Source organism: Amycolatopsis sp. WAC 01376 (genome assembly GCF_003947415.1).
In the GTDB taxonomy this organism is placed as follows: domain Bacteria; phylum Actinomycetota; class Actinomycetes; order Mycobacteriales; family Pseudonocardiaceae; genus Amycolatopsis.
The window spans coordinates 339,347-361,684 of the sequence record NZ_QHKL01000003.1; the positions used below are offsets into that span (position 1 = coordinate 339,347).

The following is a 22,338-nucleotide window of genomic DNA, read 5'->3' on the forward strand; positions in this document are numbered from 1 at the left end:
ATCGAAGGAATCGCAGAGTGTGAGCGTACCCTCATTGATCGAATGAGGGTTCCGGCGAAAAGGCTAAATACTCCGCGTGGTCCACGTCACCGAAGCGCCTGTCACGTCTGCGCCGCCGGCCTCGTCCAGAGGGTGATCGCAACCGCACGAGGAGGACACCATGCCGCGCATTCCCGCCGTCAAGACCGCCGAAGCCGGCTTCCTGCTGAAGCTGATCTACAAGTTCGCCGGCAAGCGCTTCGGTGCCGTCCCCGAGCCGATGGCCGTCTACGCGCACCACCCGGCACTGCTCCGGGCCAACGGCATGCACGAAATGCTGGCGGAAAAGGCCAGCAAGACGCTGCCCGCCAACGTGCGCGAGCTGGCCGTGTACCGCGTCGCGACCCAGCTCGGCTGCACGTGGTGCATCGACTTCGGGACCATGCTGCAACTGCACGAGGGGCTCGACATCGAACGGCTGAAGAACATCGACGACTACGCGAAGTCGCCCGCCTTCACCGACCAGGAACGGCTCGGGCTCGCGTACGCCGACGCGATGACCGCGAGCCCGGTGACCGTCACCGACGAGCAGGTCGCCGAACTGGAACGCGAGTTCGGCCGCAAGGGCGTCATCGAGCTGACCTACCAGATCGGGCTCGAGAACATGCGTGCCCGGATGAACAGCGCGCTCGACATCACCGCGCAGGGCTTCACCTCGGGCGACGCCTGCAAGATCCCGCTTCCCTGAAACTCCCGCGTTTAGTCCTCTGAATGCGCCAGGGCGCATTCAGAGGACTAAACGCGGTCAGGGGCCGACGCGGGTCCGCGCGGTGGTGAGCTTGTCCGGGTTCGCCATGTCGTAGATCGCCACGATCTTCCCGTCGCGGATGACGAACGCGTCGACGTGCTCGTCGAGCGCCCGGTAATCGGCGGAGGCCGCCTGCGGCGGGATGTACAGCCCGAGGTCGCCGTTGACGAGCGCGACCCTTGCCTGCTCGATCCCGGCCGGGTCGTACATCCGCATGAGCCCCTGGAACAGCCGGGTGACCTTGTCGAATCCGGCGACCGTGTGCACCGCCGTGCGCGCCTTGCCGCCGCCGTCGCCGACGAGGACGACGTCGGGGTGGAGGACCTCCGCCACCGCCTGGATGTCGCCGGTGAGCATCGCGGTCATGAACTTCTCGATGATCTGCTGCTGCTCGGCGAGCGCCGTCCGGGGCGGCGGATCGGCGTCGGCGACCGCGCGGCGGCCGCGGGAACCGTGCTGGCGCGCGGCCTCCGGCGTGCAGCCCAGGATCTCGGCGATCTCGCCGAACGGCACCGAAAACGCGTCGTGCAGGACGAACGCGACGCGCTGCTCCGGCGTGAGCCGGTCGAGGACCACCATCGCCGCCATCCGCATCCCGTCGTCGCGGACCGCGACGGTCAGCGGATCTTCCGACGACGGCGTGCCCAGCGGGCCGAGGACCGGTTCGGGCAGCCATTCGCCGACGTACCGTTCGCGGCGCACCACCGCGGACCGCAGCCGGTCGAGGCAGATCCGGCTGACGACGGTGGTCAGCCAGCCCTTGTGGTCCTCGATGGCCGAACGGCGGCGCTCGTCCAGGCCGCTCAGGCGCAGCCAAGACTCCTGGACCGCGTCCTCGGCGTCGGACAGCGTGCCCGTGAGCCGGTACGCGACCGACACCAGATGAGGGCGCAGCGTGGCGAAGTTCCCGGCTAGTTCGTCCAGGGCGGTGCTCATTCCCCGAGTGTGCCGCACAGTGCTCCGTGAGCGGGAACTAGGCCGTGTCCGGTAAGTCGGTTCGCGGTCTTCGCGCCCAGGTGGTTCCTGACGGCACGGGCGGATGCGCCCGAGTACGACCCGGTACGAGGGCGATCCGCTCGCACCGTCAGGAACCACCTGGATCACGAAGCCCATCGAACCGACTTACCGGACACGGCCTAGAGTGATGAGCGTGGCAGGACGGATTCGGGACAGCGACATCGCGGAGGTGCGCGAGCGCAACCGGATCGACGAGGTCATCGCGGATTACGTGGCCCTCCGCAACGCCGGCGGCGGCAGCCTGAAAGGGCTTTGCCCGTTCCACAACGAGAAGACCCCGTCGTTCAACGTGCGCCCCTCCCACGGCACCTTCCACTGCTTCGGCTGCGGCGAAGGCGGTGACGTGATCAAGTTCATCCAGAAGATGGACCTGATCTCGTTCGTCGAAGCCGTCGAGCGGCTCGCGGATCGCGCGGGGTTCCGGCTGACCTACGAAGGCGGCGGCGGAAGCGTCCAGCGGGATCGCGGCACCCGCGCCCGGCTGATCGAAGCGCACCGCGCGGCCCAGGAGTTCTACGCCGAGCAGCTGCTCACCCCGGACGCGCGTGCGGCGAGGGACTTCCTGTCCGAACGGGGTTTCGACGCCGCCGCCGCGCAGACGTTCGGCTGCGGATACGCGCCCGCCGGCTGGGACAAGCTCACCAAACATCTGCTCAACCGCGGCTTCGAAGTCAAGGAACTGCTCACCGCCGGGCTGGCCAAGGAAGGCCAGCGCGGGCCGATGGACCGGTTCAACCGGCGGCTGCTCTGGCCCATCCGCGACGTCGGCAACGAGGTGGTCGGGTTCGGCGCGCGGCGCCTGTACGACGACGACCGTGTCTCGGCGAAGTACCTGAACACCGCGGAATCGCCGATCTACAAGAAGTCGCAGGTCATGTTCGGCCTCGATCTGGCCAAACGCGAGATCGCGAAGCGGCACCAGGTCGTCGTCGTCGAGGGCTACACCGACGTGATGGCGATGCACGCCGCCGGGGTGCCGACGGCCGTGGCGTCGTCGGGCACGGCGTTCGGCGAGGACCACATGAAGGTCCTCCGGCGGCTGATGATGGACGACGACGCCTTCCGCGGCGAAGTGATCTTCACCTTCGACGGTGACGAAGCCGGCCAGAAGGCGGCGTTGAAGGCCTTCGAGGGCGACCAGACCTTCGCCGGGCAGACCTACATCGCGGTCGCCCCCGACGGCATGGATCCCTGTGAACTGCGGCTCGCCAAGGGCGACACCGCCGTGCGCGACCTGGTCGCGCGGCGGATCCCGCTGTTCGAATTCGCGATCAAGAGCATGCTCAAGGGCTTCGACCTCGACTCCGTCGACGGTCAGGTCGCGGCACTGCAGAAGACCGTCCCGATGGTCGCGGGCATCAAGGACCGCGCCAGCCGCGACGGCTACGCGTCGAAACTCGCCTGGTGGGTCGGGTGGCAGGACGCGGCACAGGTGGTGAACCGGGTCCGCGGCAGCGCGGGTGCCATGGCGAAACGCTCCACGACGATCGAGGTCCGGCGGCCGGCCACGGGGGCCACGGCCACCGCCGAGGAGGATCTGCCACGCCCCGCGCCCGGCGATCCGCGGTTCATCGCGCAGCGCGAGGCGCTCAAGGCGGCCCTGCAGCAGCCGATGCTCGCCGGGGCGGAGTACGACGCGCTCCCCGAGGACGCGTTCACCCATCCGGTTTACGTCGCCATCCACAAGGCGTTGCTGTCCGCCGGGGGAGCGGGTTCCGGGCTGACCGGGCCATCCCTGCTCGACGCGGCCGTCCCGCACTGTCCGCAAGGGACGGTGCGGCGAGTGCTCAGCGAACTTTCGGTGGAACCGTTGCGTGCCAAGGGCGAAGTCGACTCGCGCTACATTTCCGCGCAGCTCGCGGCGGTGCAGGAAAGCCTGGTCGCCCGCCAGATCAACGAGATCAAGTCGAAGCTCCAGCGGCTTTCGCCGGTCGAGGCGCCGGACGACTACCGCGCGCTGTTCGGCGACCTCGTCGCGCTCGAGCAGTACCGGAAGGCGCTGAAGGAACAGGCCATCGGCGGATTGGACTGAGCATGGGCTGGCTGCGTCACCTGCTGGGTGACCGTGTCCCGGCGGATTTCGACGGCACACTGGACGACGGCGAGCACGTCGTCGGGAGCGCGGCCGTCGAGGGCGGCGGATACCTGCTGGTGACGGCGCTGGGGTTGTGGATTCCGGGGCCGCGCAGGGTCGGCTGGCATCTGGTCGGCAAGGCCGCGTGGTCGGACGGGGTGCTGACCCTGACCGAGTCCGAGGAGACCGGGACCGCGGGGAAGGCCGTGCTGCTGGCCGACAAGACCCCGATCCGGTTCCGGCTCGCCCGGCCCGGCAAGGTCCCGCTCCTGGTGCGGCAGCGGGTCGACGGCTCGGTCCGCGGGCGGCATCGCAAGGACTTCGGGACCGGCGGAGCGTGGTTCGTCGAGCGCAAGGTCCCCGGCCAGGACGGCACGGTGCTGCAGGTGCGGCCCGATCCGGGCACGGACGCCGACGTGGTCAAGGCGATCGCCGAGGAAGCGGCCGAGAAACTGGCGAAGCCCCACGGCTAGCAGTACGCTCGTACTGTATCGCTGGGAGGCGCCATGTGGGATCCGGTCAAGTACCTCGACTACGCCGGCCTCCGGGCCAGGCCGTTCCATGACCTCGTCGGGCGGATCACGGCGGAGAAACCCCGCCGGGTCGCCGACCTCGGCTGCGGACCCGGCAACCTGACCGCGGGCCTGGCGGAACGCTGGCCGGACGCGATCATCGAGGCGAGCGACAGTTCACCCGAAATGGTCGAAGCCGCACGCTCACGCGGCGTCGACGCGCGAGTGCTCGACGTCAACGACTGGGTGCCCGAACCGGACACCGACGTGGTCATCTCGAACGCCGTGCTCCAGTGGGTCCCGGAGCACCGTGACCTGCTCCGCCGCTGGGTGGGCCTCCTGCCGTCCGGGGCGACGCTCGCGTTCCAGGTCCCCGGCAACTTCGACGCCCCGTCACATGCCCTGGTCCGCGCCCTCGCGCGCACCGAGGAGTGGGCTCCGCGCCTCGCCGACGTCGTCCTGCGGGAGAACGAGGCCGTCGACAGCCCGCTCGGTTACGGGAACCTGCTCGCCGACGCCGGCTGCGCCGTCGACGCCTGGGAGACGACGTACCTGCAGCGGCTGGCGGGGAAGGACGCCATACTCGAATGGATCACCGGCACCTCGCTGCTGCCGGTCAAGGAGGCCCTCGCCGGAGCCGAATGGGACCAGTTCCGCGCGCAGATCGCCCGCGAGCTGGACAACGCCTACCCGCCGCGCCCCGACGGGACCACCTGGTTCGAGTTCCGGCGCGTCTTCGTGGTCGCCACGGTGGGCTGACTTCTCTGTCTGCGAAAGGGCCCTTGACCGCGTCTCATGCGGTGAAGGGCCCTTTCGGCACGTCTCGGGTGCGGTCAGCGCTGAGGCCGCCCGAACCGCTCACCGACCTTGGCGCGAGCGACCCCGGCGGCGCCCTGCACCATGGGGTGGTCAGCGATCTTGCGGTACGTCCGCACGATCTGCTCGTACCGTCCCCGGCCGGCCTTCGCGCCCAATACGTAGCCCGCGGCCGCACCCAGCAGGAACATCTTCATCCGAGTCCACGCCTCCTTCGATCTTGCTCCGGCTGCCATTGTCCCTCAAAACGCGAGCTTGACGAGGTGGCCGGAGAAAGTGGGGGTGGGTGCACGGCCACCGGAGGGCATGGGCTAAAGTTCTCTCATCGGTCGGAGCGATCCGGCCGGTGCGGAGCACGATCCCCTGTAGCTCAACTGGCAGAGCATTCGGCTGTTAACCGGAGGGTTCTTGGTTCGAGTCCAAGCGGGGGAGCACAAGCCCAGGCCACGCGGCCTGGGCTTCTTCGTGTCTGGGGTACCAGTGCCGATTTTGACGCCCGTCCAGTGACTACCCGGGACTGTTGTGACGGCCCGTTCGATGCGCGACGAAGGCGCACGTGGCGGATCGTCAGCCTGGTAACTCTCGCAACCAGCCCCGAACTGTCGGTGCCCCGCTGTAGCGTCTCGGACATGAGCGGCGAACCGGCAACCGCGCTCGCCCCCATCGCCGGGTAGTCCTCGGCCTCCAGTGCCCCTGCGCTGCCGAACACGCTGCTTCGTCAGCGCGGCGTCTGCCTGAGCCGGTCCGGAAGTTGGCCGAAACGTTCGCGCCATGTTCCGCGACGATGAAGGTCATGACCAACGACGCACGGCCGCCGACCACAAGCACCCCACCACCGGGCTCGACATCGAGTGGTGAAGTGCGGCCGGTGCTGCGGCCGATCCCGGGCTGGGTGATCGCCGTCGGGATCCCGATGATGCTGCTGGTCGCGATTGGCGCGGTATGGCTGATGCTCGGGGTCGGCATGGACAGCACGAAGCTCGACGTGATCCGCACCGGCGGCACCCTCGGCGTAGGACTCGGCGGCGTACTCGTCCTGTGGCTGGCCATCCGACGCCAGCGCTCCACCGAACTCGACCTCCTGGCCAAATACGAGGCACACGAACTCGCCGAACGTACCGCCGCGAACACCCTCGCCCACCAGCAGGCCGTCGCCGCCACCACCCAGGCGCATCAGGAACAGGTCGCCGCCGACGCCCGGATCCTCGCCGCGGCCCGCCGGATCACCGAGCTCTACCTCAAAGCCGCGGAACTGCTCGGCTCGGACAAGGCCCCGGTCCGGCTCAGCGGCCTCTACGCCCTCGAGCGCCTCGCCCAGGACAACGAAACCCAGCGGCAGACCATCGTCAACGTCCTCTGCGCCTACCTCCGCATGCCCTACGAACTCACCGAGCCACCACCCGGCCACGCCGGCAGCGAACGACACGAGCAGTACCGAGCCCTCGTCCAGGAACGCGAAGTCCGGCTCACCGCCCAACGCCTCCTCGGCGACCACCTTCAACCCGACCTCGGCACCGCCTACTGGGGCCCCTTGGACCTCGACCTCGTCGGCGCCCAACTCATCGACTTCAACCTGAACGAAGCGAACATCGGAATCGCGCACTTCGGGCACGCCATTTTCACGGGACCCACCACGATCGCTGACACCACCTTTACCGAGATCGCCATGTTCAACAACGTGATCTTCAACGATCTCGCCTGGTTCGACGGAACGAAATTCGCAAACCTCGCCAGATTTCCCAATGCGTCCTTCGGCGGCACTGCATGGTTCCGAAATGCGTCTTTCGAGCACGCAGACTTTGACAACGTTTCCTTCAACGGCAGCGCCTGGTTCAACGACTGCGACTTCAGCTCGGCCACCTTCAGCCAGGCAACCTTCTCAAAAAATGTCACCTTCGACGCGACGGCCTTCTCCCACCACGCGCTATTCGGCAAGACGGCCTTCACCGGCCAAGCCGACTTCGTCAAGACGAACTTCTCCGGTGTCACATCGTTCGAGGGGGCAGCCTTCGCAAGCCCTCCAAGCATCTCCCAGGCAACCTGCGACCTCGCACCCGACTTCGGCAGAGCAACACTCGCCGGAAAACCCTACGAGCCAAAGGAATTCACCTCTGCCGACATACCCAAACCCAGCCCGGCGGACTGAGCACAACGCGCCCGAGCTACCGGATTGGAACTGTCGGTGGCCCGTTGTAGCGGCCCCTGACATGAGCAGCGAACCGACGACCGCGGCAGACTACGCCCAGCGGCTCGCGAGCTGGAGCTGCCTTGCACGACGGCGCCATGTGGGCCACAGCAGCCGTGATCGCGGTGCTGACCACGGTCGCGGTGGTCGCGCTTGGTGGCGGCCGAAACGCTGTCACCACGTTCCGCGACGATGAAGGTCATGACCGACGCCGCGCGGCCGGGCTATCTCGTGTACGCCGCTCCTGACGAATTGCAACCCGCCGGCATCCCGCGCTCTTCGAGCCATTGGCATGGCCACCGCGCTGGGCGACCGGGCGGCTGCCCGCAGGGCTTGCCGTTGACCGTGACAGTGCCGGGCGCGATGGTGAAGTGGAGGGTGGGGACTGGCGGACGTTGGGCCGGTGTGCGAATCCGATTGATCTGACCTGCCGGTAGGGGCCTACGCGACGTCCCAGTGGTAGTTGGTGTCCCACCGCCGGCAGGCCCACACCGCGGCACCGAGGCAGATGGCTCCGAACAGGACGGGGACTGGGCTTGGGTTCACGCTTGCTGCTGGGCGCGAACGGTTTCACGGTCCGGGCTGGTGGCTATGGTCGCCGTGGTCGCCGACGGTGCGGTGCGGGGCCAGGTCCAGGCGTACCGCAGGATGAGGGCGAGAACGATCAATTCCAGCGCGACGCCGAGGCCGTAGAAGTACGTCCAGGACTCGCCCACCGCGTTGAACGCCGCGAAGGGGACCTGTACCGAGGCCACGATGAGGTTCGTGGTGCGGTTCGCCCGGGCGGGCAAGGTCATCGACAGCACGACCATGAGGATCGGGATCGCCATGAGCGTGAGGAAGACGGTGAACAACGTCTGGCTGATGTCGAACTCGAAGACGACGCCGGCCTCGATGTCTTTGATGACGCCGGGTTTGAAGAAGGCGAGAATGTCCACGTAGGCGTACAGGAGCACGAGGCTCGTCCACGCTGCGGCGAGCTTGGCTCTCACCGGGATCCGCTGCTCGTCCAGTGCGGTCGTGGTGGGTTGACGTGTTCTCATCGTGGGCTCCGTTATCGTGGTGAGGACTGGTGGGCCAACGATCGCCGAGCCCGGCGGCGGGCACATCGTCGTCGAGGCCGGACCCGCCCCGGCCGTGAGGAGGAGCGGCGTCTCGTTCTTTCGGTCGGTCCCCGGCGCCTCGGCGGTCCCTAGGCTGGGTGCGTGACCACCAACGCCCTGCGCTCGCTGTGGGCCGAGCCGCGCGCCACGGACGCTCCCGAACGGGTGTCGCGCGACTGGGTGCTGGTCGGGGCGTTGATGGTGACGGCGCTGCTCGAGGGAGTCCTCCGGGACGACGTCGCCTGGCGGCCGTTCGCGACGATCGTGGCGGTCGGGCTCGCGCCGGTGCTGCTGTGGCGGCGGACCCACCCGTTGGCCTGTGTCGTGGTGGCCTTCGGCGCCGCGATGGCGTTGGGACTGGCGAGCCTGCTGGGCGGGGCCCCGAGCGTGGGCCTCGACACGATGATCTACGTCCTGGTGCTCGTCTACGCGCTGGTCCGCTGGGGCTCAGGGCGCGAGATCGTGATCGGGCTGGCGGTGGTGGCGGTCGCCGCGGGAATCGGTATGGTCCCCGACTACATCGGGCCGACCGAGATCTTCGGCGGGTTCGCCATTCTCGCGGCGGCGGCGGCGGGCGGAGCGGCGTTCCGCTACCGCGCCGAGAGCCGGCGCCGGGAGGTGGACCGGATCCGCGGCCAGGAGCGGGTCGGTCTCGCGCGCGAGTTGCACGACATCGTCGCCCACCACGTCTCGGCGATCGCTGTGCAGGCGCAGGCGGGCCGGGCGATGGCCGGGCAGCGACCTGAGGCGGCACTCGAGGTGCTGGCGGCGATCGAAGGGGAAGCGTCGCGGACGCTCGCGGAGATGCGGGTGATGGTCGGCGTGCTGCGCGACGGAGCGCCGGCGGGGTACGCCCCCCAGCCCGGCGTTGCCGACCTGGTGTCTCTCGCCAGACGCGCCCCGGTCCCGGTCGTCGATGTGAAGTTGCCGGATGACCTGGACGAACTTCCGCCCCAGATCGACGCGGCGGTCTACCGGCTGGCGCAGGAGGCGGTGACCAACGCCCTGCGGCACGCCCGCAACGCCTCGCGTGTGGAGATCCGGGTCGTGGACGGCGCGGGAACGCTGCGACTACGCGTGACCGACGACGGACAGATCGACCCGGCACGGTCGGTGAACCACGGCTTCGGGCTGCTGGGGATGACCGAGCGTGTGCAGCTGCTCGGCGGCACGCTGCGTGCCGGGCCGGCGCCCGAGGGCGGGTGGACGGTCGACGCCGAACTGCCGACTAAGGTACGCCGATGACGGTGCGCGTGCTGGTGGCCGACGACCAAGATCTGGTGCGCACCGGCCTGTCGATGATCCTTGACGCGCAGCCCGGCATTGAGGTCGTCGGCCAGGCCGCCGACGGCCACGCCGCCGTCGAGCTGGCGCATCGGCTCCGCCCCGACGTGTGCCTGGTCGACATCCAGATGCCCGGGCTCGACGGCATCGAGGTGACCAAGCTCCTCGCGGGGCGGGGCGTCCCGGACCCGATCGCGGTAGTGGTGATCACGACGTTCGACCTCGACGAGTACGTCCAGGGCGCGCTCCGGGCCGGCGCCCGGGGCTTTCTGCTCAAGGATGCCGGGACGGAGCTGCTCGTCCAGGCCGTCCATGCGGCCGCCGTCGGCGATGCCCTGATCGCGCCGAACATCACCCGGCGGCTGCTGGCCACGCTCGCCGCCAGGGAACCGTCGAGCCGACTGACTCAACCGATCGAGCCGCTCACCGAACGGGAGGAGGAGGTGCTGACGCTGGTCGCCCGCGGCCGCACGAACGCGGAGATCGCCGCCGAGCTATTCATCGGCTTGACGACCGCCAAGACCCACGTCGCCAGCCTGCTGACCAAAATCGGCGCCCGAAACAGGGTCGAGATCGCGATGTGGGCGTACGACACCGGCAGGGTGGGGGACTGAACCGAATCTGACGTACAGGCACGACGACCGGTCCCCGGCCGAGTGGCTGCAGGGCGGCGGCTTGCGCTTGACAGTCGTCCTTCGGTAGGCGGCAACGGCCAACACAGCGGGTACCACCAGCGCTGCTACGTCGCGAAGCCGCCTCCCAGGTCGCACAAGATCGACATGTCACGAGCGGCGAGAACCTACAGTGCTTTCGTTCGGTCCGCGCCTTCGTCGTGCTGGGTCAGGGTGTGGTCAACGGCGGGTCCATGATGCCGGTGGCTTGTGACCAGACACAGCGCCACGTGCCGCCGGCGTGGGTGTAGACGTCGGTGTGCCAGGCCTCGTGCCGCGGGATGTCCGCGCCGTCGACGGTGAGTTCGATGACGCACCGGTAGCGGAGGACGACGACGTCGGTGCCGACGATGGCGTCCACGTCGCCGGTCAGCCGCAGTTCCCGGTAGGCGACGCGTCCGGTGGTGAGGAGATCCAGGTATTCGGCCTTCGTCCACACGGTGCCGGTCGGGTTGCACAACCGGTACTCCGCGGCGTGCAAGCGGTCGTAAGTGCCGCGATCCACGTCGAGGAGACATTGGATCCGATCCTGCTCAGCCTTGATCACTTGGCCTGCCACATCGTCGGTCATACCCGCTCCTGTCCACTCGTTCGGTTCTGGTCGGCGACACGGTGCCGAGCCCCTGAGCAAGGCTGTCCGCCACACCCTTTCACCATGCGGACAATCCGGAAGCAGCCGCGTCAGCGCACCACGATCAGCCCGGCGAAATAGCCGCTTCGGTCCACGTAATACCGCTGGAAATCCTCCTCAGGACGATCACGGAGGTACTCGGCGGCCAGGCGCATCAGCACCGCACCGGTCGTTTTCTCGGCGCGCGGCAGCGCCGACGGATCCTCCAGCAGCAGGCCGTGCACCAGAGGGGAGTGGCGAGCCCGAGCGCGAGCAGTCCTGGGTATCGGATGGCGGAGGCGGCGTCGGAGATGGTGGTCCTTGACGGCGGAGTCCGGTTCACCAGGGGATGACGTCCTCGAGGGAATCTGGGCCGCGGAAGACGCCGGACGGGCCGTCCGCGGGGATCGTCGCGAGCAGGACCGGAACGGACGCGCCCTCGGCCACGGTGCGGTGCCCGCGTGGGAAAGGAGCGCCGGCGTTCTGGTCGGTCGGCACCATGCCGGGGCTGACGGCGTTGACCTTGATGCCGTCGGCACGGAGGGTTTCGGCGTAGAGCAGGGTCAAGGCGTTGAGCGCGGCCTTGGATGAGCTGTAGGCAAGGAATCCTTCGGTGGGCAGGGAAATCTCCGGATCACTCAGCAGAGTGAGGGACGCGAGCCCGCTCGACAGGTTGACCACGCGCGGGTTGGGGGAGCGGCGCAGCAAGGGCAAGCAGGCCGAGATCATCGTGACGACACCGAAAACGTTGACCTCGTACACCTCGCGCAGATGCGCGGCCGTGAAGTCGGTGGTGCGCAGGCCCCATTCGCTGGTGATGCCGGCGTTGTTGACCAGGACGTCCAGTCTGCCGGTCTCGGCTTCGATCGCTTCGATCGCCGCTGCCACGGACGCTTCGTCGGTGACGTCGAGCCGGATGGGCCGGATGCCCGGTCCGGCCGCGCCGCCCCCTTCCGGATCCCGCGCGCCGAGGTAGACGGTGAGTCCGCGTCCGGCCAGTCGCCGGACGATCTCCTTGCCGATGCCTTTGCCACCGCCGGTGACGAGCGCGACTTCGTGGGGGTGCATGCCACCACCTCAGCCGACCGCACGCCGGAACAGAAGCACCGATCCGGTGTGCGGGCCCTACCCTGACGGTATGCCGGATCCGGAGATCCGCGAACTGCGCTATTTCCGCGCCGTCGCCGAAGACCTGAACATCACCCGCGCGGCCGGTCGTCTCGGTATCGCGCAACCGCCGCTGTCACGGGCCATCCGTGGGCTCGAACGCCGGATCGGCGCGGAACTGTTCGATCGCACCGGGCGGCGGCTGGCGCTGACTCCCGCCGGGGAGACCCTGTTCGCCGAGTCGGCCAAGGTCCTCGCCGCACTGGACACAGCCGTTCGCCGGACGCGTCGGGACGGGAACGCGCTTGTGGTGACCGCCAAACCAGGAGTGGCCACCCGACTGCTGCACCGCGTCCGCGAACGCTTCCAGGAGGATCCGGCCGCGCCGGAGATCCGTGTGGTGGTGAGCGGGTTCGGTGAACAGGCCGAGCTGGTCCGCGACGGACGCGCCGATCTGGCGATCGCCGCCTGTGTGGACGGCGAAGGCCTCGAAACCGAACTCCTGACGACCGAACCGCGCGTCGCCGCGCTCGCCGCCGATCACGAGCTCGCCGGGCACGACGTGCTCAACGTCGCCGATCTGCTCGCCGAGCCCGCTCCGCGATGGGCGGATTCGCGGATCGTCGAGCGCGGCTACTGGCTGGGCCATCCCGAGCGCCGGTCCGACGGGCCGGTCGTCCGCGACACCGCCCAGATGCTGGAGGTGGTCTCTCTCGGGCAGGCCGTGGCACTGGTGCCCGCCTCGCTGGCCGCCGTGAACGTCCGCCCGGACGTCGTCTACCTGCCGGTCGGTGATGCGACGCCGTACCGGACCCTGGCACTCTGGCGCTCAGGGAGCCGGTCATCTTCGATAGCGAGATTCCTCAGGATCGCCGCCGAGCACTGACCGAACCAGGAACGCCCGAACGTTTGTCTAGCGCCGCACCTGATGGCCGACGTCCGCGGCGCCGGCCAGAACCAGTGTTTTGGGCGTGACGCCGTGACCTGTAAAAGAAGCGCACAATCGTGCGCAGGCCCGTAAGCTCCGGAGAGTGCGGAGGAGACTGCGGGCACTCCGCGTGGGGGAACGGGACTTCACCTGGCGTGCCCGGATCGGTGCGGTGTCAGGCGATGCTGGAAGTCTCCATCGATGTATCAACGTACGGATTTGGGGCGACGGCAAGAACAGTCGTGCGCTGGAGGTGGACCTGCTTTCCAAGGACATGGGGGTGGGGTGGGCCCCTGCCGAGACGGATGGGTCGTATCCGGGCGCTGTCGACATTCGACGACTGATCGAACACGCGTTGACGGTCGGCTGGGAACCGGACGTGCGCGGTGGAACCTTTTTGCTCACGGAAGACCATGGGCTTGAACTCCCCGGCTTCTTGGTCACCGATCGAGTACGCGACCCCAATGCTGCTGACCCGGCCGGCCGAGTGGTCCAGGCGCAGGTTCCCGTCGGACAAGCCGGAGCATGGCTACCCTGAAGGCATGCTCAGGCTCGGGTTGCCCGTGATCGGTGTGTCGGATCTGCCGCGGGCGGTGGAATTCTGGACCGCGGCGCTGAATCTCATTGCCGACGACGAGTGGGCGAGCGACGGTTGGCGGACTCTGGTCGGCGCCGATGGAACCGGTCGCGTGCTGGGGCTGATGGCGAGTACTTCGCCGATCGAGCCCTATCCGCGGATCCATCTCGACCTCTTCGTCGATACCGCCGCGGAGCAAGAAGCCGAAGTCTCACGTCTGAAGGAACTCGGGGCCAGAGACGTCGATTGGGACCGCTATCCGCCCAACCCGGACTTCGTCGTTCTCGCCGACCCGGATGGCAACCGCTTCTGCGTTGTCGACCTCAGCAGCGCACCCTCCGGCGGCTGAACATCTGAGTGCCTTGCACGAACCTCGCTCCCTGAAACCGATCCGGTGAGTGATACTCGCGGCATGGGGTACGACGCCTACGGGGCCGTGGTCGAGTGGGAGCCCTTGCTCGCCCTCACTCGCGAGCCGCATTGGGATCATGTGTGGCTGTGGGATGACGCGGAAGAGCCGATGGCGCCGTTTCTGTCCGTGGACGACATGCCCGGTACCAAAGGCCACTGGAACAGCCTTTGGTACTACGGCGACTGTCTGCGCCCGCGGCTCACCGCCGAGACTCGCGCACTCACCGACACCGTGCTCGGCACACTGACCACCGGCTACGTCTACACCGAGGAGTGGGAGCCGCAGCGTCGCGACGACCTGGCGGCGGATGCGGGACCGCACGCTCAGCCGACCCCGGGGACTGGCGCCACCTGCTGAACTACACGCTGCGCCCGGCCGGTGTGCGTGAGTTGCTCGACGCGGCTCACCGGCTGCCCTGGGACCTCCTGACCCGTCTCGGTGAGGAATGCGACGCGATACCGCAGGAGCAACGCGATCCACCACACGGTGCGGTGCTGTGGTTCCACGACTTCCGCTACTTCACGTTCTCGCACATCGCACTGCTCGAGCAGGCCGACGCCGGTGGCCACGGAGTCGTCACGATAGGCGGTTGGTGAACGAGACATTTCTAGCATTGCTAGGCAAACTAGCAGTGCTAGTGCTAGCGTTGCCGCATCAGCTAGCAGCGCTAGATTTCAGAAGAGGTAGTCATGCTCAACGCACTTGAGATCGTCACGACCGTGCTCGTCGGCGTGATGGTGGGGGTGGAGTTCTCCGTCTCGTTCGTCATCAACCCGATCCTCAACGCCCTTCCTGAGGACAGCATGGTCAGCGGCCGTGCCCACGGGGGCCGCATGCTCGGCGCGGTCATGCCGGTCTGGTACATCGGTTCGCTCGTCCTCGTCGCGATCTGGGCCATCGCGGGATGGCAGCTCCCCGGCGCCGGACTCGTGGTCACCGCCGGCGCGCTGCTGATCGTCAGCGTGGTCATGTCGATCCTGCTGCTCGTCCCGATCAACAATCGGAGCAAGACGTGGACCGCCGAGAACCGGCCGGCGGACTGGAAGGAGCAAATGATCCGCTGGGACCGCTTTCACTACGTTCGCGTCGCCGTCATCATCGCGGCCTTCGCCCTGCTGGTCGCCGCCCGCGCCTGAGATCGGCGCTCGCCTGCCGGAAGACGATGGTGGCGCCGAGGGAGGTCCCGGCCGGTACGAAGACATCTCCGAGCGGCGTCTGTCGCAGCGGGACCTCGTTGTCCCGCAACAGTTTCTTCGTTGCGGTCAGGTCGGTGACGGCGACCGTGCACGCGATGAGAGCGGGCAGCGCGGGGAGCCGCTCACCGGGGAACAGTGTGGCGAGACCGGAGGCGGGCACGAGGGTGAGCGTCGCGCCGTCGAGGTCGAAGACCCGGGTGGACCCTTCCGGGCGAGGCGTCCGGCCGAGATAACGCTCGTAGCGCGCCTGGGTGGCGTCCAGTTCGTCGTCGGCGACGCAGAGCGTGGCATCGAGGAGGCCGACAGCGCCGTTCGGATGGTCGGTCAGCCGGGTGGCTTGAATCCGCGGATCCAGATCCGCGACGACGCCGACTCTGCCTTCCGCCTCCACGCCTGGCCTCACTCCGTCGATCTCCAGGTATCGAACGGTCTCGACGTGGTCCCCGGCAGGTCGCCGCACGGTGTTCACCCCGCCGTGCCGCACCGCCGCGGTGGTCAACCGTGCGGCGGTGGCGTCGATGTCGGCCGAGGAGAACATCAGGATGTGCAGGCCCTCGAAACGGTCCAGGCATTCCGCCAAGTTCGCGCTGGTGGCGTGGATCCGCTCCAGCAGCGTCGGGAGCACGTCGGGCGGGGCCTGCAGCGGTACGAGCCGCGCGTTCGACGGCAGGCGGCCATCGGCCTGAACCACGGTGGACAGTTCAAGGAAGTCGTGCGAGAAGTCGGCGTGGGTGTTGGCCGCGCCGAACGGCTCCGGCTCGGCGCCCTCGCGGGGTGACATCGCGGGATAACCGGGCGCCGGCACGGCAAAGCCCAGCCGCCGGTAGAGGTCGAGCGCGGCGGACATATCCCGGACGACGTGGCCGACGTGGTGCAGGCGAGTGATCTCGGAAGCCATGCGGTCACTCTAAAATTAGTTCGACCAATCGGTCAATCTATCTCGTGTTGCCGTATCGTCCGGCCGATGGAGGAGCGCATCGACGGCCGCAGCGTCCGCTACCGGCACCGGCGGCCCGAACTGCTCGACGCGGTGACCGATTACGTCCTGACAAACGGTCTGGCCGGTCTGGCGATGCGGCCGCTGGCCGCGGCGGTGAACGTCAGCCATGGGACGCTGCTGCACCACTTCGGCTCGAAGGAGAATCTGGTCACCGAGGTGATCGACCTGCTGCGCCGGAGACTGGCCGACGCGGCAGGCCTGGCCGACCCGCCGACCCAGCCTGCCGACCTTGCGGCCTGGTGGCGGAACTCGACGACCACGGAACGCCTGCCCGTCTACCGGTTGCTGTTCGAGGTCTTCGCTCAGGCCGCGCGAGAACCGGAACGCTACGAACGCTTCCTGCAGCAGGTCGTGCACGACTCGCTGACCCTGATGCAACGCCTCGTCACAGCAGACGGCTGCCCTGCGGAACAGGCACCGCTGGTGGCGTCGATGATCGTGGCCCAGGCCCGCGGCCTGCAACTCGACCTGCTCACCACCAACGACCGTGAACGCGTCGACAGCACCTTCGCCTTGTTCATCGACGTGATCGACAGTCTGAGGCGGACCTGGCCCACGGAGCGGTGACTCCGCCGGCCGGGCAACGCTCGGTTTTATCCACTGGCCGTCGTCCGTCATTCCTGCCACGGTGGCGGACGTGACGCGATCTTTCCTGCCAGGGCTTGAACTGTCCCAGCTGTTTTACGCCGAGGTCGTCGCTCCGATCCTGGAGGACGCGCTGGACGACGTGCCGTACTCGGCGGCGCTGATCGGCTGGGGCTCGGAGGTGCAGGGCTTCGACACGGTGCGCTCCACCGACCACGCTTGGGGCCCGAGGATGCAGCTTTTCCTTGGCAGCGAAGACTTTCACGCGCTCGCCGACGATCTGGACGCTTTGCTCGATCGCGAGTTGCCGGTCGAGTTCCGCGGCTACCCGGTCCGCTTCGCCTTCCCAACGGGCGTGCCGGCCCGGCATTGGGTGCACGTCACGGATCTGCGGGGCTTCTTCGCCGCGCAGCTCGGCGCCGAGCCGGACGGCGGCCTGCCGATTCCGGCGTGGTTGACGGTCCCGACACAGGTATTGCGTGAACTGACCGGTGGCACGGTTTTCCACGACGGGGTCGGCCTGCTGGAGCCTTACCGGGATCATCTCGCCTGGTTTCCCGACGACGTATGGCGCTACGTCTTGGCTTGTCAATGGATGCGCCTGTCCCAGGAGGAGCCCTTTGTCGGACGCTGCGGTGAGGTCGGCGACGACCTGGGTTCGGCCGTGGTCGCCGCGCGCCAGGTCCGTGACGTGATGAAGCTGTGCCTGTTGATGAATAGGGTGTATCCGCCGTACAGCAAATGGCTGGGCACCGCGTTCGCGGCGCTGCCCTGCGCCGAGGCGCTGACTCCCTGCCTGTCCGGCGCGCTGGCCGCGCAAAGCTGGCAGGAACGGGAACGACACCTTTCTCCCGCCTACGAGATCGCCGCGGGGATGCACAACGAACTCGGTCTCACGGAGCCGCTGGAGGTGTCGGTCCGGTACTTCCACGACAGGCCGTTCCAGGTTCTCGACGCTTACCGGTTCACCGACGCGCTTGTCGCGACGATCAGCGACCCGGCCGTCCGGGCTCTGCCGCCGGTCGGTGCGATCGACCAGTACGTCGACAACACGGATGTGACCGACCACGGGAACGCCGATTTGCGCCGCCGCTATATCGCGGGCCCCGCACTCTGACGCTGAGGTTCGTCCGCTTTGGTGGCACGCATAGACTTCCGTGGTGATCGCATCATGGGGGCCGGACGCCGCGCTCGAGGTCGGGATCGCCGCGTTCCGCGTGGGCGAGGAACCGCCGAGTGACGACCAGGTGTGGGAAAGGCTGACGGGCGCGGGAGTCGAACCGTGGCTGGCCGAACGGCTGCTGATCTTCCTGCCGATGGCGTACACGCGGCGCTTGCTGCCGGATGTGTCGTACCCGGACGCGGTGGTGGGGCCCGGCGGCCGAGTGGTGCTGTCCGAGGAGCCCGTCTTCGTGGCGGCGTCGGAACGCGCGAGGCAGGCGGATCGCGGCGAGTTCGAGCGGATCGCGGTGCGCAGTAGCGCGTTCGCGGTGATCAACGAGGCGTTGAACGACGGCGCGCAGATGTCGGACCTCCAGCTGAGCGAGCCCACCCTCGGCGCCGATCTGGAACCGGTGGTCGACGGTGACGGTGGTGTGCCTTCGCCGCAGCTGGTTTTCGAGGGATTCTTGCGCGAGCACGGCATCTCACTCGATGAGGACACGAAAGTCGACACGAAGCTCATCGTGCATCCGGCCCCGGCGGGCATGGTGATGGCCCAAGTGGACTTCGCCGTCGCGCATCCCGCGCTGGCCAAACCGTGGCTGGTGGAGAGCTTCGCCGGGTTCGGAGCCACGTGGCGCGAGGCGATCGGCCGCGCGGTGCACATGTTCAGCCAAGGGGCCTTGCATCCGATCGTCGACGGTCTGTTTTCTCCAGGCGCCGCGCCGGATCAGGTCACGCGTGAACGATACGAACATCCGGATGGCGTGTTCGAGCTGGTGCTGGGTGCTCAGATCACCCTGTTCACTGACGCGACGTTGTCCGCCGAGCCGGTCTTGGACCGGTTGCTGGAGGCGTTGCGCGCGGAGAAGCTCGAGCGGAAAGTGCACGGGCTCCGGCTGTTCGTCGCGCATCACGACGGCGGGCTGCTGAACAATGAGGTCCTCTTGGACAGCGAGCCGTGGCCCGCCGGCGAGGTGGTGGTGGCGGAAAGCCCGGCACCACTGCTTGAGGGACGAGTGGCGCTGCGGGTGTTCGGATTGCTCGTGCCTGTCGATGCTTGAGTCTCGCGGGCGAAGGCGTCCTTCGTCGCATCGCACGCGGTGAAGGGAGCCTTCACCTCACCGCTGGCCCCGCGTCGCTCTAGCGGAAGTTCGCGCCGTAAATGTCCATTTTGGGTACATTGCGCGGGGGTCGTGAGTGGTAAGTGTCGTTCTAACGACACTTACCACTCACGAGGACTCGGGACACTAGTTCGGCGGCTGCTGAGCAGGCGGGTTGGGCTGCGGGTAGCCAGGCTGGGCGTTGTCGGGCTGCGGGTTCGGGAAACCCTGCTGTGCGGCCATCGGGTAGTTGACCGGCCCCGGGTACGGCGCGACGCCGGGTCGCCGTGTCGGACGGCCGCTCTTGAGGACCGCGATCGCGACCAGGAACCAGGAGAGCAGCGCGATGGCGTCGAGCGGGACGCTGACACCCATGAAGATCAAGCGGACTTCGTCGCCGGTGAGCTGCTCGGACGCGATCCAGGACGACACGTTCAGCACCACGAACTGCCAGATGATGCTCGCCGTCGTGGCGACGAGCATGACGACGAAGGCGGCCACCATCAGGCCGGAGACTCCCCTGGAGCGTCCTTTGATCGAGAAGATCAGGCCGAGGAGACCCACCACGAGCAGCAATACCCGCGGAATGGCCTCGATGATCGTGTACATGAGGTCTGACATGCCTTGCCTTCCACCGCTCTCCGCCGGGGATCGAGACGCCCGGTCTGTGCCGTGGCGATCCTAAGCGGTGACGGCGTTCCCGCGTGCTACTCCTGCGAATCGGCGAGCAGTTTCAGCGCGAGCGCTTTGAGTTCCGGACTCGCGGTCGCCGCGTTGCCGGAGTCGAAGGGCGGTTGCGGGTCGTATTCGACGGCGAGCTGGATGCCGCGGGCGGTTTCCTCGCCTGCCAGCAGGGAAGCGAGGTGGAGCGCGAGGTCGATGCCGGCGGAAACGCCCGCGGCGGTGATGATCTTGCCGACCTGAACGTACCGCTCGGGCACGTAGCGCACGCCGAACGTCTTCTCCAGATAGTCCGCCGAGGCCCAGTACGTGGTGGCCCGCTCGCGGAGCAACCCGGCCGCGCCGAGGATCAGTGACCCGGTGCACACCGACGTGGTCCACGTCGTGTGCCGGTGGACGCGGCGGATCCAGTCGAGCAGCACCTGGTTCTCCATGGCGGCGATCGTGCCGCGGTTGCCGGCGCCCGGCACCAGCAGCACGTCCAGCCGGTTCACCTCGGCCACCGAACGTTCCGCCAGCACCGCGACATCGCGGGTGTCCGTGCGCACCGGGCCGCGGTGCTCGGCGATCATCGTCACCGTCGCGCCGGGAAGCCGGGACAGCACCTCGGCCGGGCCGGTCGGATCCAGCAGGCTGAAGCCGTCGTAGAGCAGCATGCCGATCCGCGGGCCTTGGGTTTCCGCTTGGGCCGTGCCGGTGGCGAGGCCGAACGCCGCGGCCGCCGCGACGCCGGTCAGTACTGTTCTGCGCGTTGTTCTCGCACTGTTCATGCCGCGGATTCTGGGGCGCTCAAGTCCCGATCGGGCGCGGCATGTCCGTCATCCTGCGAAGTGTGTCCCCGGTGAGCCCGTAGTGGTGGCGGAACGCGGTGCGCAGGGTTTCCGCCGAGGCGAACCCGCACCGCCGCGCGACCGCGGACAGCGGCAACGCGGTGGACCGCACCAGGTGGGCGGCGGCTTCGGTCCGGGCCGCTCGCACCGTGCGGGCCGGGGTCTTGCCGAGATGCGTGCCGAACAAGCGGTTGAGGTGCCGGGTGGTGACGCCCGCCCGCGCGGCCAGCGCCGACGGGCTGAGGTCTTCGCCGAGATGCGCGGCGATGTACCCCAACAGATCTCGCACGACCCGGTTGCCGGGCGGCGGAGCGGCCAGGAACGTGCTGATCTGCGCCTGATCGGCCGGGCGATGCAGATACGTCACCAGCTCACGGGCGACCTCGCGGGCCAGCGTCGGCCCGTGGTCGTCCTCGATCAGCGCGAGCGTGAGATCCAGCGAGCTGATCACCCCCGCCGAGGTGAAGACGTTGCCGTCACGGATGTAGAGCGGGGCCGGATCCACCGTCACCGCGGGAAAAGCCGCGGCGAGCTGCTCACCGTAGCCCCAATGCGTGGTGACCCGCCGGTCGTCGAGCAAGCCGGCGGCCGCCAGCACGAACGTGCCCGTGCACACCGAGGCGACCCGCCTGCTTCGTTCGGCCAGCCGCCGCACCTGCGTCAGCAGGCGCTCGTCCGCCGCGGCCGGTCCCGTTCCCGCGCCGCCGACCACGAGCATCGTGTCGATCCGCCCGGACACCTCGGCCAGCCGCCGGGCACCGGCGAGCATGATCCCCGACGAACTCCGTGTCGTCCGCCCGTCGACCGTGGCCAGTTCGACGACATAGGGCGGTGCGGCGCCGTGCGAGCTCGCGATCTCCAGCGCTCCGCTGGGACAGGCCACATCGAGGATCTGCGCGTCGTCGAACGCGACGATCACCACCCGGCGCGGCTTCATTCCTGATCCCACAAGGAGAAACTACGCGTGCGTCTCAACTCGGTTCACCAGCGCCGCGCCGATGGTGCGGGCGGCGCGGGCGACGGTGTCCGGCACCGCGCCGGGTGACGCTGCCGGCGCGGTCACGGCCGCGACCGAACCGACCGTTTCGCCGGTCGGCAACAGGATGGGTGCTTCGACGGCGACGAGGCCGTGTTCGGCCTGCCAGACGGGGCAGAAGTGGCCGGTGCGTTGCGGCACCGTCGAACCCGGCCGGAGCAGGATGCCGTCTTCCGGCCGGATGAGGCTGGCGGCGGCGATGAGGATACGGCCGTCACAGGGCACGGCGAGTACCGAACTCGCCCGGGTGGCCACGGCCAATCTCCGGAGTTCGCCGCGGGCGAGTTCCAGCAGTCGCGGATAAGGCTGCCACGATTGGCCGAGCCGGAATGCCTGCGCGCCGACGCGATAGCGGTTTTCGCTGCGCTGGACAACCTCCAGCTCGGTCAATTGCTCGAGTAATCGGTGTGCGGTCGCTTTCGGTATCGAGCAGGAATTCGCCAGCTGGGTCAATCCTGCTTCACCTTGATGTCGTACCAAGGCATCCAATAGGGTGAAAGCGCCTTCGAGAACGCTTCTCGGTCTTCTCCCGGTTTCCATTGAAATTCCCCTCGCGCGGTCCACTGGACGGAATCCTTGCTGACAAGGGCAGGCCGTCGATGTCAGGCTGCAACTCCTCCCGGTGCGTATCTTCGGTCAAAAACCACGAACTGGGAAGAGTGC

General features: G+C 68.1%; 27 protein-coding genes and 1 tRNA gene. 17 read left to right on the forward strand and 11 right to left on the reverse strand.

All coding sequences use genetic code 11. The annotated features are described in order from the left end of the window. Window positions 1-160 precede the first annotated feature (160 nt). A complete protein-coding gene (locus tag DMH03_RS18330) occupies window positions 161-727 on the forward strand; it encodes a carboxymuconolactone decarboxylase family protein (protein WP_125785830.1) in 567 nt (188 codons plus the stop codon). Window positions 728-784: 57 nt separating this feature from the next. On the opposite strand, the gene DMH03_RS18335 is transcribed toward DMH03_RS18330, so the two are convergent. Beyond that, complete coding sequence (locus DMH03_RS18335) at window positions 785-1,723, reverse strand: sigma-70 family RNA polymerase sigma factor (protein WP_125793242.1); 939 nt, start codon at window positions 1,721-1,723, stop codon at window positions 785-787. A gap of 208 nt (window positions 1,724-1,931) precedes the next feature. On the opposite strand from DMH03_RS18335, the gene dnaG reads away from it, so the two are divergent. From dnaG to DMH03_RS18350, 3 genes are read left to right on the forward strand one after another with little or no spacing between them, the layout of a single operon-like run. Next, window positions 1,932-3,836: a DNA primase gene (gene dnaG, locus DMH03_RS18340; RefSeq protein ID WP_233611549.1), complete on the forward strand. Its 1,905-nt coding sequence runs from the start codon at window positions 1,932-1,934 to the stop codon at window positions 3,834-3,836. 2 nt (window positions 3,837-3,838) lie between these two features. Further along, complete coding sequence (locus DMH03_RS18345) at window positions 3,839-4,351, forward strand: hypothetical protein (protein ID WP_125793244.1); 513 nt, start codon at window positions 3,839-3,841, stop codon at window positions 4,349-4,351. Window positions 4,352-4,384: 33 nt separating this feature from the next. Further along, window positions 4,385-5,149 (forward strand): trans-aconitate 2-methyltransferase, encoded by a 765-nt coding sequence (locus tag DMH03_RS18350; RefSeq protein WP_125793245.1) that lies wholly within the window; start codon window positions 4,385-4,387, stop codon window positions 5,147-5,149. 74 nt (window positions 5,150-5,223) lie between these two features. Here DMH03_RS18350 and DMH03_RS18355 read toward each other — a convergent pair whose 3' ends face one another. Continuing rightward, on the reverse strand, window positions 5,224-5,403 hold the full coding sequence (locus DMH03_RS18355; RefSeq protein WP_007031230.1) for a hypothetical protein: 180 nt from the start codon (window positions 5,401-5,403) through the stop codon (window positions 5,224-5,226). Window positions 5,404-5,565: 162 nt separating this feature from the next. Here DMH03_RS18355 and DMH03_RS18360 point away from each other — a divergent pair. Continuing rightward, window positions 5,566-5,638 (forward strand) — tRNA-Asn (locus DMH03_RS18360). Window positions 5,639-5,999: 361 nt separating this feature from the next. Continuing rightward, window positions 6,000-7,352, forward strand: a complete 1,353-nt coding sequence (locus DMH03_RS18365; RefSeq protein ID WP_158633098.1) for a pentapeptide repeat-containing protein — start codon at window positions 6,000-6,002, stop codon at window positions 7,350-7,352. A gap of 581 nt (window positions 7,353-7,933) precedes the next feature. Here the strand turns inward: DMH03_RS18365 and DMH03_RS18370 are convergent. After that, complete coding sequence (locus tag DMH03_RS18370) at window positions 7,934-8,434, reverse strand: DUF6326 family protein (RefSeq protein WP_125793247.1); 501 nt, start codon at window positions 8,432-8,434, stop codon at window positions 7,934-7,936. A 162-nt stretch (window positions 8,435-8,596) separates the two neighbouring features. On the opposite strand from DMH03_RS18370, the gene DMH03_RS18375 reads away from it, so the two are divergent. Both DMH03_RS18375 and DMH03_RS18380 read left to right on the forward strand, forming a co-directional pair. Then, complete coding sequence (locus DMH03_RS18375) at window positions 8,597-9,739, forward strand: sensor histidine kinase (RefSeq protein ID WP_125793248.1); 1,143 nt, start codon at window positions 8,597-8,599, stop codon at window positions 9,737-9,739. Further along, window positions 9,736-10,392 (forward strand): response regulator transcription factor, encoded by a 657-nt coding sequence (locus DMH03_RS18380; protein ID WP_125793249.1) that lies wholly within the window; start codon window positions 9,736-9,738, stop codon window positions 10,390-10,392. Before DMH03_RS18375 ends, DMH03_RS18380 begins: the two co-directional genes overlap by 4 nt. Before the next feature lie 226 nt (window positions 10,393-10,618). Here DMH03_RS18380 and DMH03_RS18385 read toward each other — a convergent pair whose 3' ends face one another. The 3 genes from DMH03_RS18385 to DMH03_RS18390 form a co-directional block, all read right to left on the reverse strand. Continuing rightward, a complete protein-coding gene (locus DMH03_RS18385) occupies window positions 10,619-11,020 on the reverse strand; it encodes a nuclear transport factor 2 family protein (RefSeq protein WP_125793250.1) in 402 nt (133 codons plus the stop codon). A 110-nt stretch (window positions 11,021-11,130) separates the two neighbouring features. Then, a complete protein-coding gene (locus DMH03_RS42090; protein ID WP_158633099.1) occupies window positions 11,131-11,304 on the reverse strand; it encodes a hypothetical protein in 174 nt (57 codons plus the stop codon). Window positions 11,305-11,398: 94 nt separating this feature from the next. Then, entirely contained in the window at window positions 11,399-12,127 is a 729-nt protein-coding gene (locus DMH03_RS18390) for an SDR family NAD(P)-dependent oxidoreductase (RefSeq protein WP_125793251.1), read from the reverse strand. A gap of 70 nt (window positions 12,128-12,197) precedes the next feature. Between DMH03_RS18390 and DMH03_RS18395 the strand changes: the two genes are divergently transcribed. From DMH03_RS18395 to DMH03_RS18420, 6 genes are all read left to right on the forward strand, one after another. Further along, window positions 12,198-13,052, forward strand: a complete 855-nt coding sequence (locus tag DMH03_RS18395) for a LysR family transcriptional regulator (RefSeq protein ID WP_125793252.1) — start codon at window positions 12,198-12,200, stop codon at window positions 13,050-13,052. A gap of 145 nt (window positions 13,053-13,197) precedes the next feature. Further along, on the forward strand, window positions 13,198-13,632 hold the full coding sequence (locus DMH03_RS18400) for a hypothetical protein (protein ID WP_125793253.1): 435 nt from the start codon (window positions 13,198-13,200) through the stop codon (window positions 13,630-13,632). A gap of 4 nt (window positions 13,633-13,636) precedes the next feature. Continuing rightward, window positions 13,637-14,020, forward strand: coding sequence for a VOC family protein (locus DMH03_RS18405; protein ID WP_125793254.1), 384 nt, complete (start codon window positions 13,637-13,639; stop codon window positions 14,018-14,020). Between the two features lie 63 nt (window positions 14,021-14,083). Continuing rightward, window positions 14,084-14,440 carry a hypothetical protein gene (locus tag DMH03_RS18410; protein WP_125793255.1) on the forward strand — a complete coding sequence of 119 codons (357 nt, stop codon included), beginning with the start codon at window positions 14,084-14,086 and terminating at the stop codon, window positions 14,438-14,440. Between the two features lie 23 nt (window positions 14,441-14,463). Next, window positions 14,464-14,679, forward strand: a complete 216-nt coding sequence (locus DMH03_RS18415; RefSeq protein ID WP_125793256.1) for a hypothetical protein — start codon at window positions 14,464-14,466, stop codon at window positions 14,677-14,679. A gap of 93 nt (window positions 14,680-14,772) precedes the next feature. Next, window positions 14,773-15,219 carry a DUF1772 domain-containing protein gene (locus DMH03_RS18420; protein WP_125793257.1) on the forward strand — a complete coding sequence of 149 codons (447 nt, stop codon included), beginning with the start codon at window positions 14,773-14,775 and terminating at the stop codon, window positions 15,217-15,219. On the opposite strand, the gene DMH03_RS18425 is transcribed toward DMH03_RS18420, so the two are convergent. Then, entirely contained in the window at window positions 15,179-16,177 is a 999-nt protein-coding gene (locus tag DMH03_RS18425) for a VOC family protein (RefSeq protein ID WP_125793258.1), read from the reverse strand. The genes DMH03_RS18420 and DMH03_RS18425 overlap by 41 nt on opposite strands. Window positions 16,178-16,243: 66 nt before the next feature. On the opposite strand from DMH03_RS18425, the gene DMH03_RS18430 reads away from it, so the two are divergent. The 3 genes from DMH03_RS18430 to DMH03_RS18440 all read left to right on the forward strand — a co-directional run bounded on the left by DMH03_RS18430 (window position 16,244) and on the right by DMH03_RS18440 (window position 19,089). Further along, window positions 16,244-16,846, forward strand: coding sequence for a TetR/AcrR family transcriptional regulator (locus DMH03_RS18430; protein WP_125793259.1), 603 nt, complete (start codon window positions 16,244-16,246; stop codon window positions 16,844-16,846). A gap of 70 nt (window positions 16,847-16,916) precedes the next feature. Next, entirely contained in the window at window positions 16,917-17,981 is a 1,065-nt protein-coding gene (locus DMH03_RS18435) for a DUF4037 domain-containing protein (RefSeq protein WP_125793260.1), read from the forward strand. 43 nt (window positions 17,982-18,024) lie between these two features. Next, window positions 18,025-19,089 carry a DUF6348 family protein gene (locus tag DMH03_RS18440; RefSeq protein ID WP_125793261.1) on the forward strand — a complete coding sequence of 355 codons (1,065 nt, stop codon included), beginning with the start codon at window positions 18,025-18,027 and terminating at the stop codon, window positions 19,087-19,089. A 186-nt stretch (window positions 19,090-19,275) separates the two neighbouring features. Here the strand turns inward: DMH03_RS18440 and DMH03_RS18445 are convergent, their stop codons facing one another. From DMH03_RS18445 to DMH03_RS18460, 4 genes are all read right to left on the reverse strand, one after another. Next, window positions 19,276-19,749, reverse strand: a complete 474-nt coding sequence (locus DMH03_RS18445) for a hypothetical protein (RefSeq protein WP_125793262.1) — start codon at window positions 19,747-19,749, stop codon at window positions 19,276-19,278. Between the two features lie 86 nt (window positions 19,750-19,835). After that, on the reverse strand, window positions 19,836-20,579 hold the full coding sequence (locus DMH03_RS18450; RefSeq protein ID WP_125793263.1) for a DJ-1/PfpI family protein: 744 nt from the start codon (window positions 20,577-20,579) through the stop codon (window positions 19,836-19,838). 19 nt (window positions 20,580-20,598) lie between these two features. Continuing rightward, window positions 20,599-21,576, reverse strand: a complete 978-nt coding sequence (locus tag DMH03_RS18455; RefSeq protein ID WP_199748920.1) for a GlxA family transcriptional regulator — start codon at window positions 21,574-21,576, stop codon at window positions 20,599-20,601. A gap of 21 nt (window positions 21,577-21,597) precedes the next feature. Beyond that, entirely contained in the window at window positions 21,598-22,215 is a 618-nt protein-coding gene (locus DMH03_RS18460; protein WP_125793264.1) for a helix-turn-helix domain-containing protein, read from the reverse strand. Window positions 22,216-22,338: the final 123 nt, after the last annotated feature.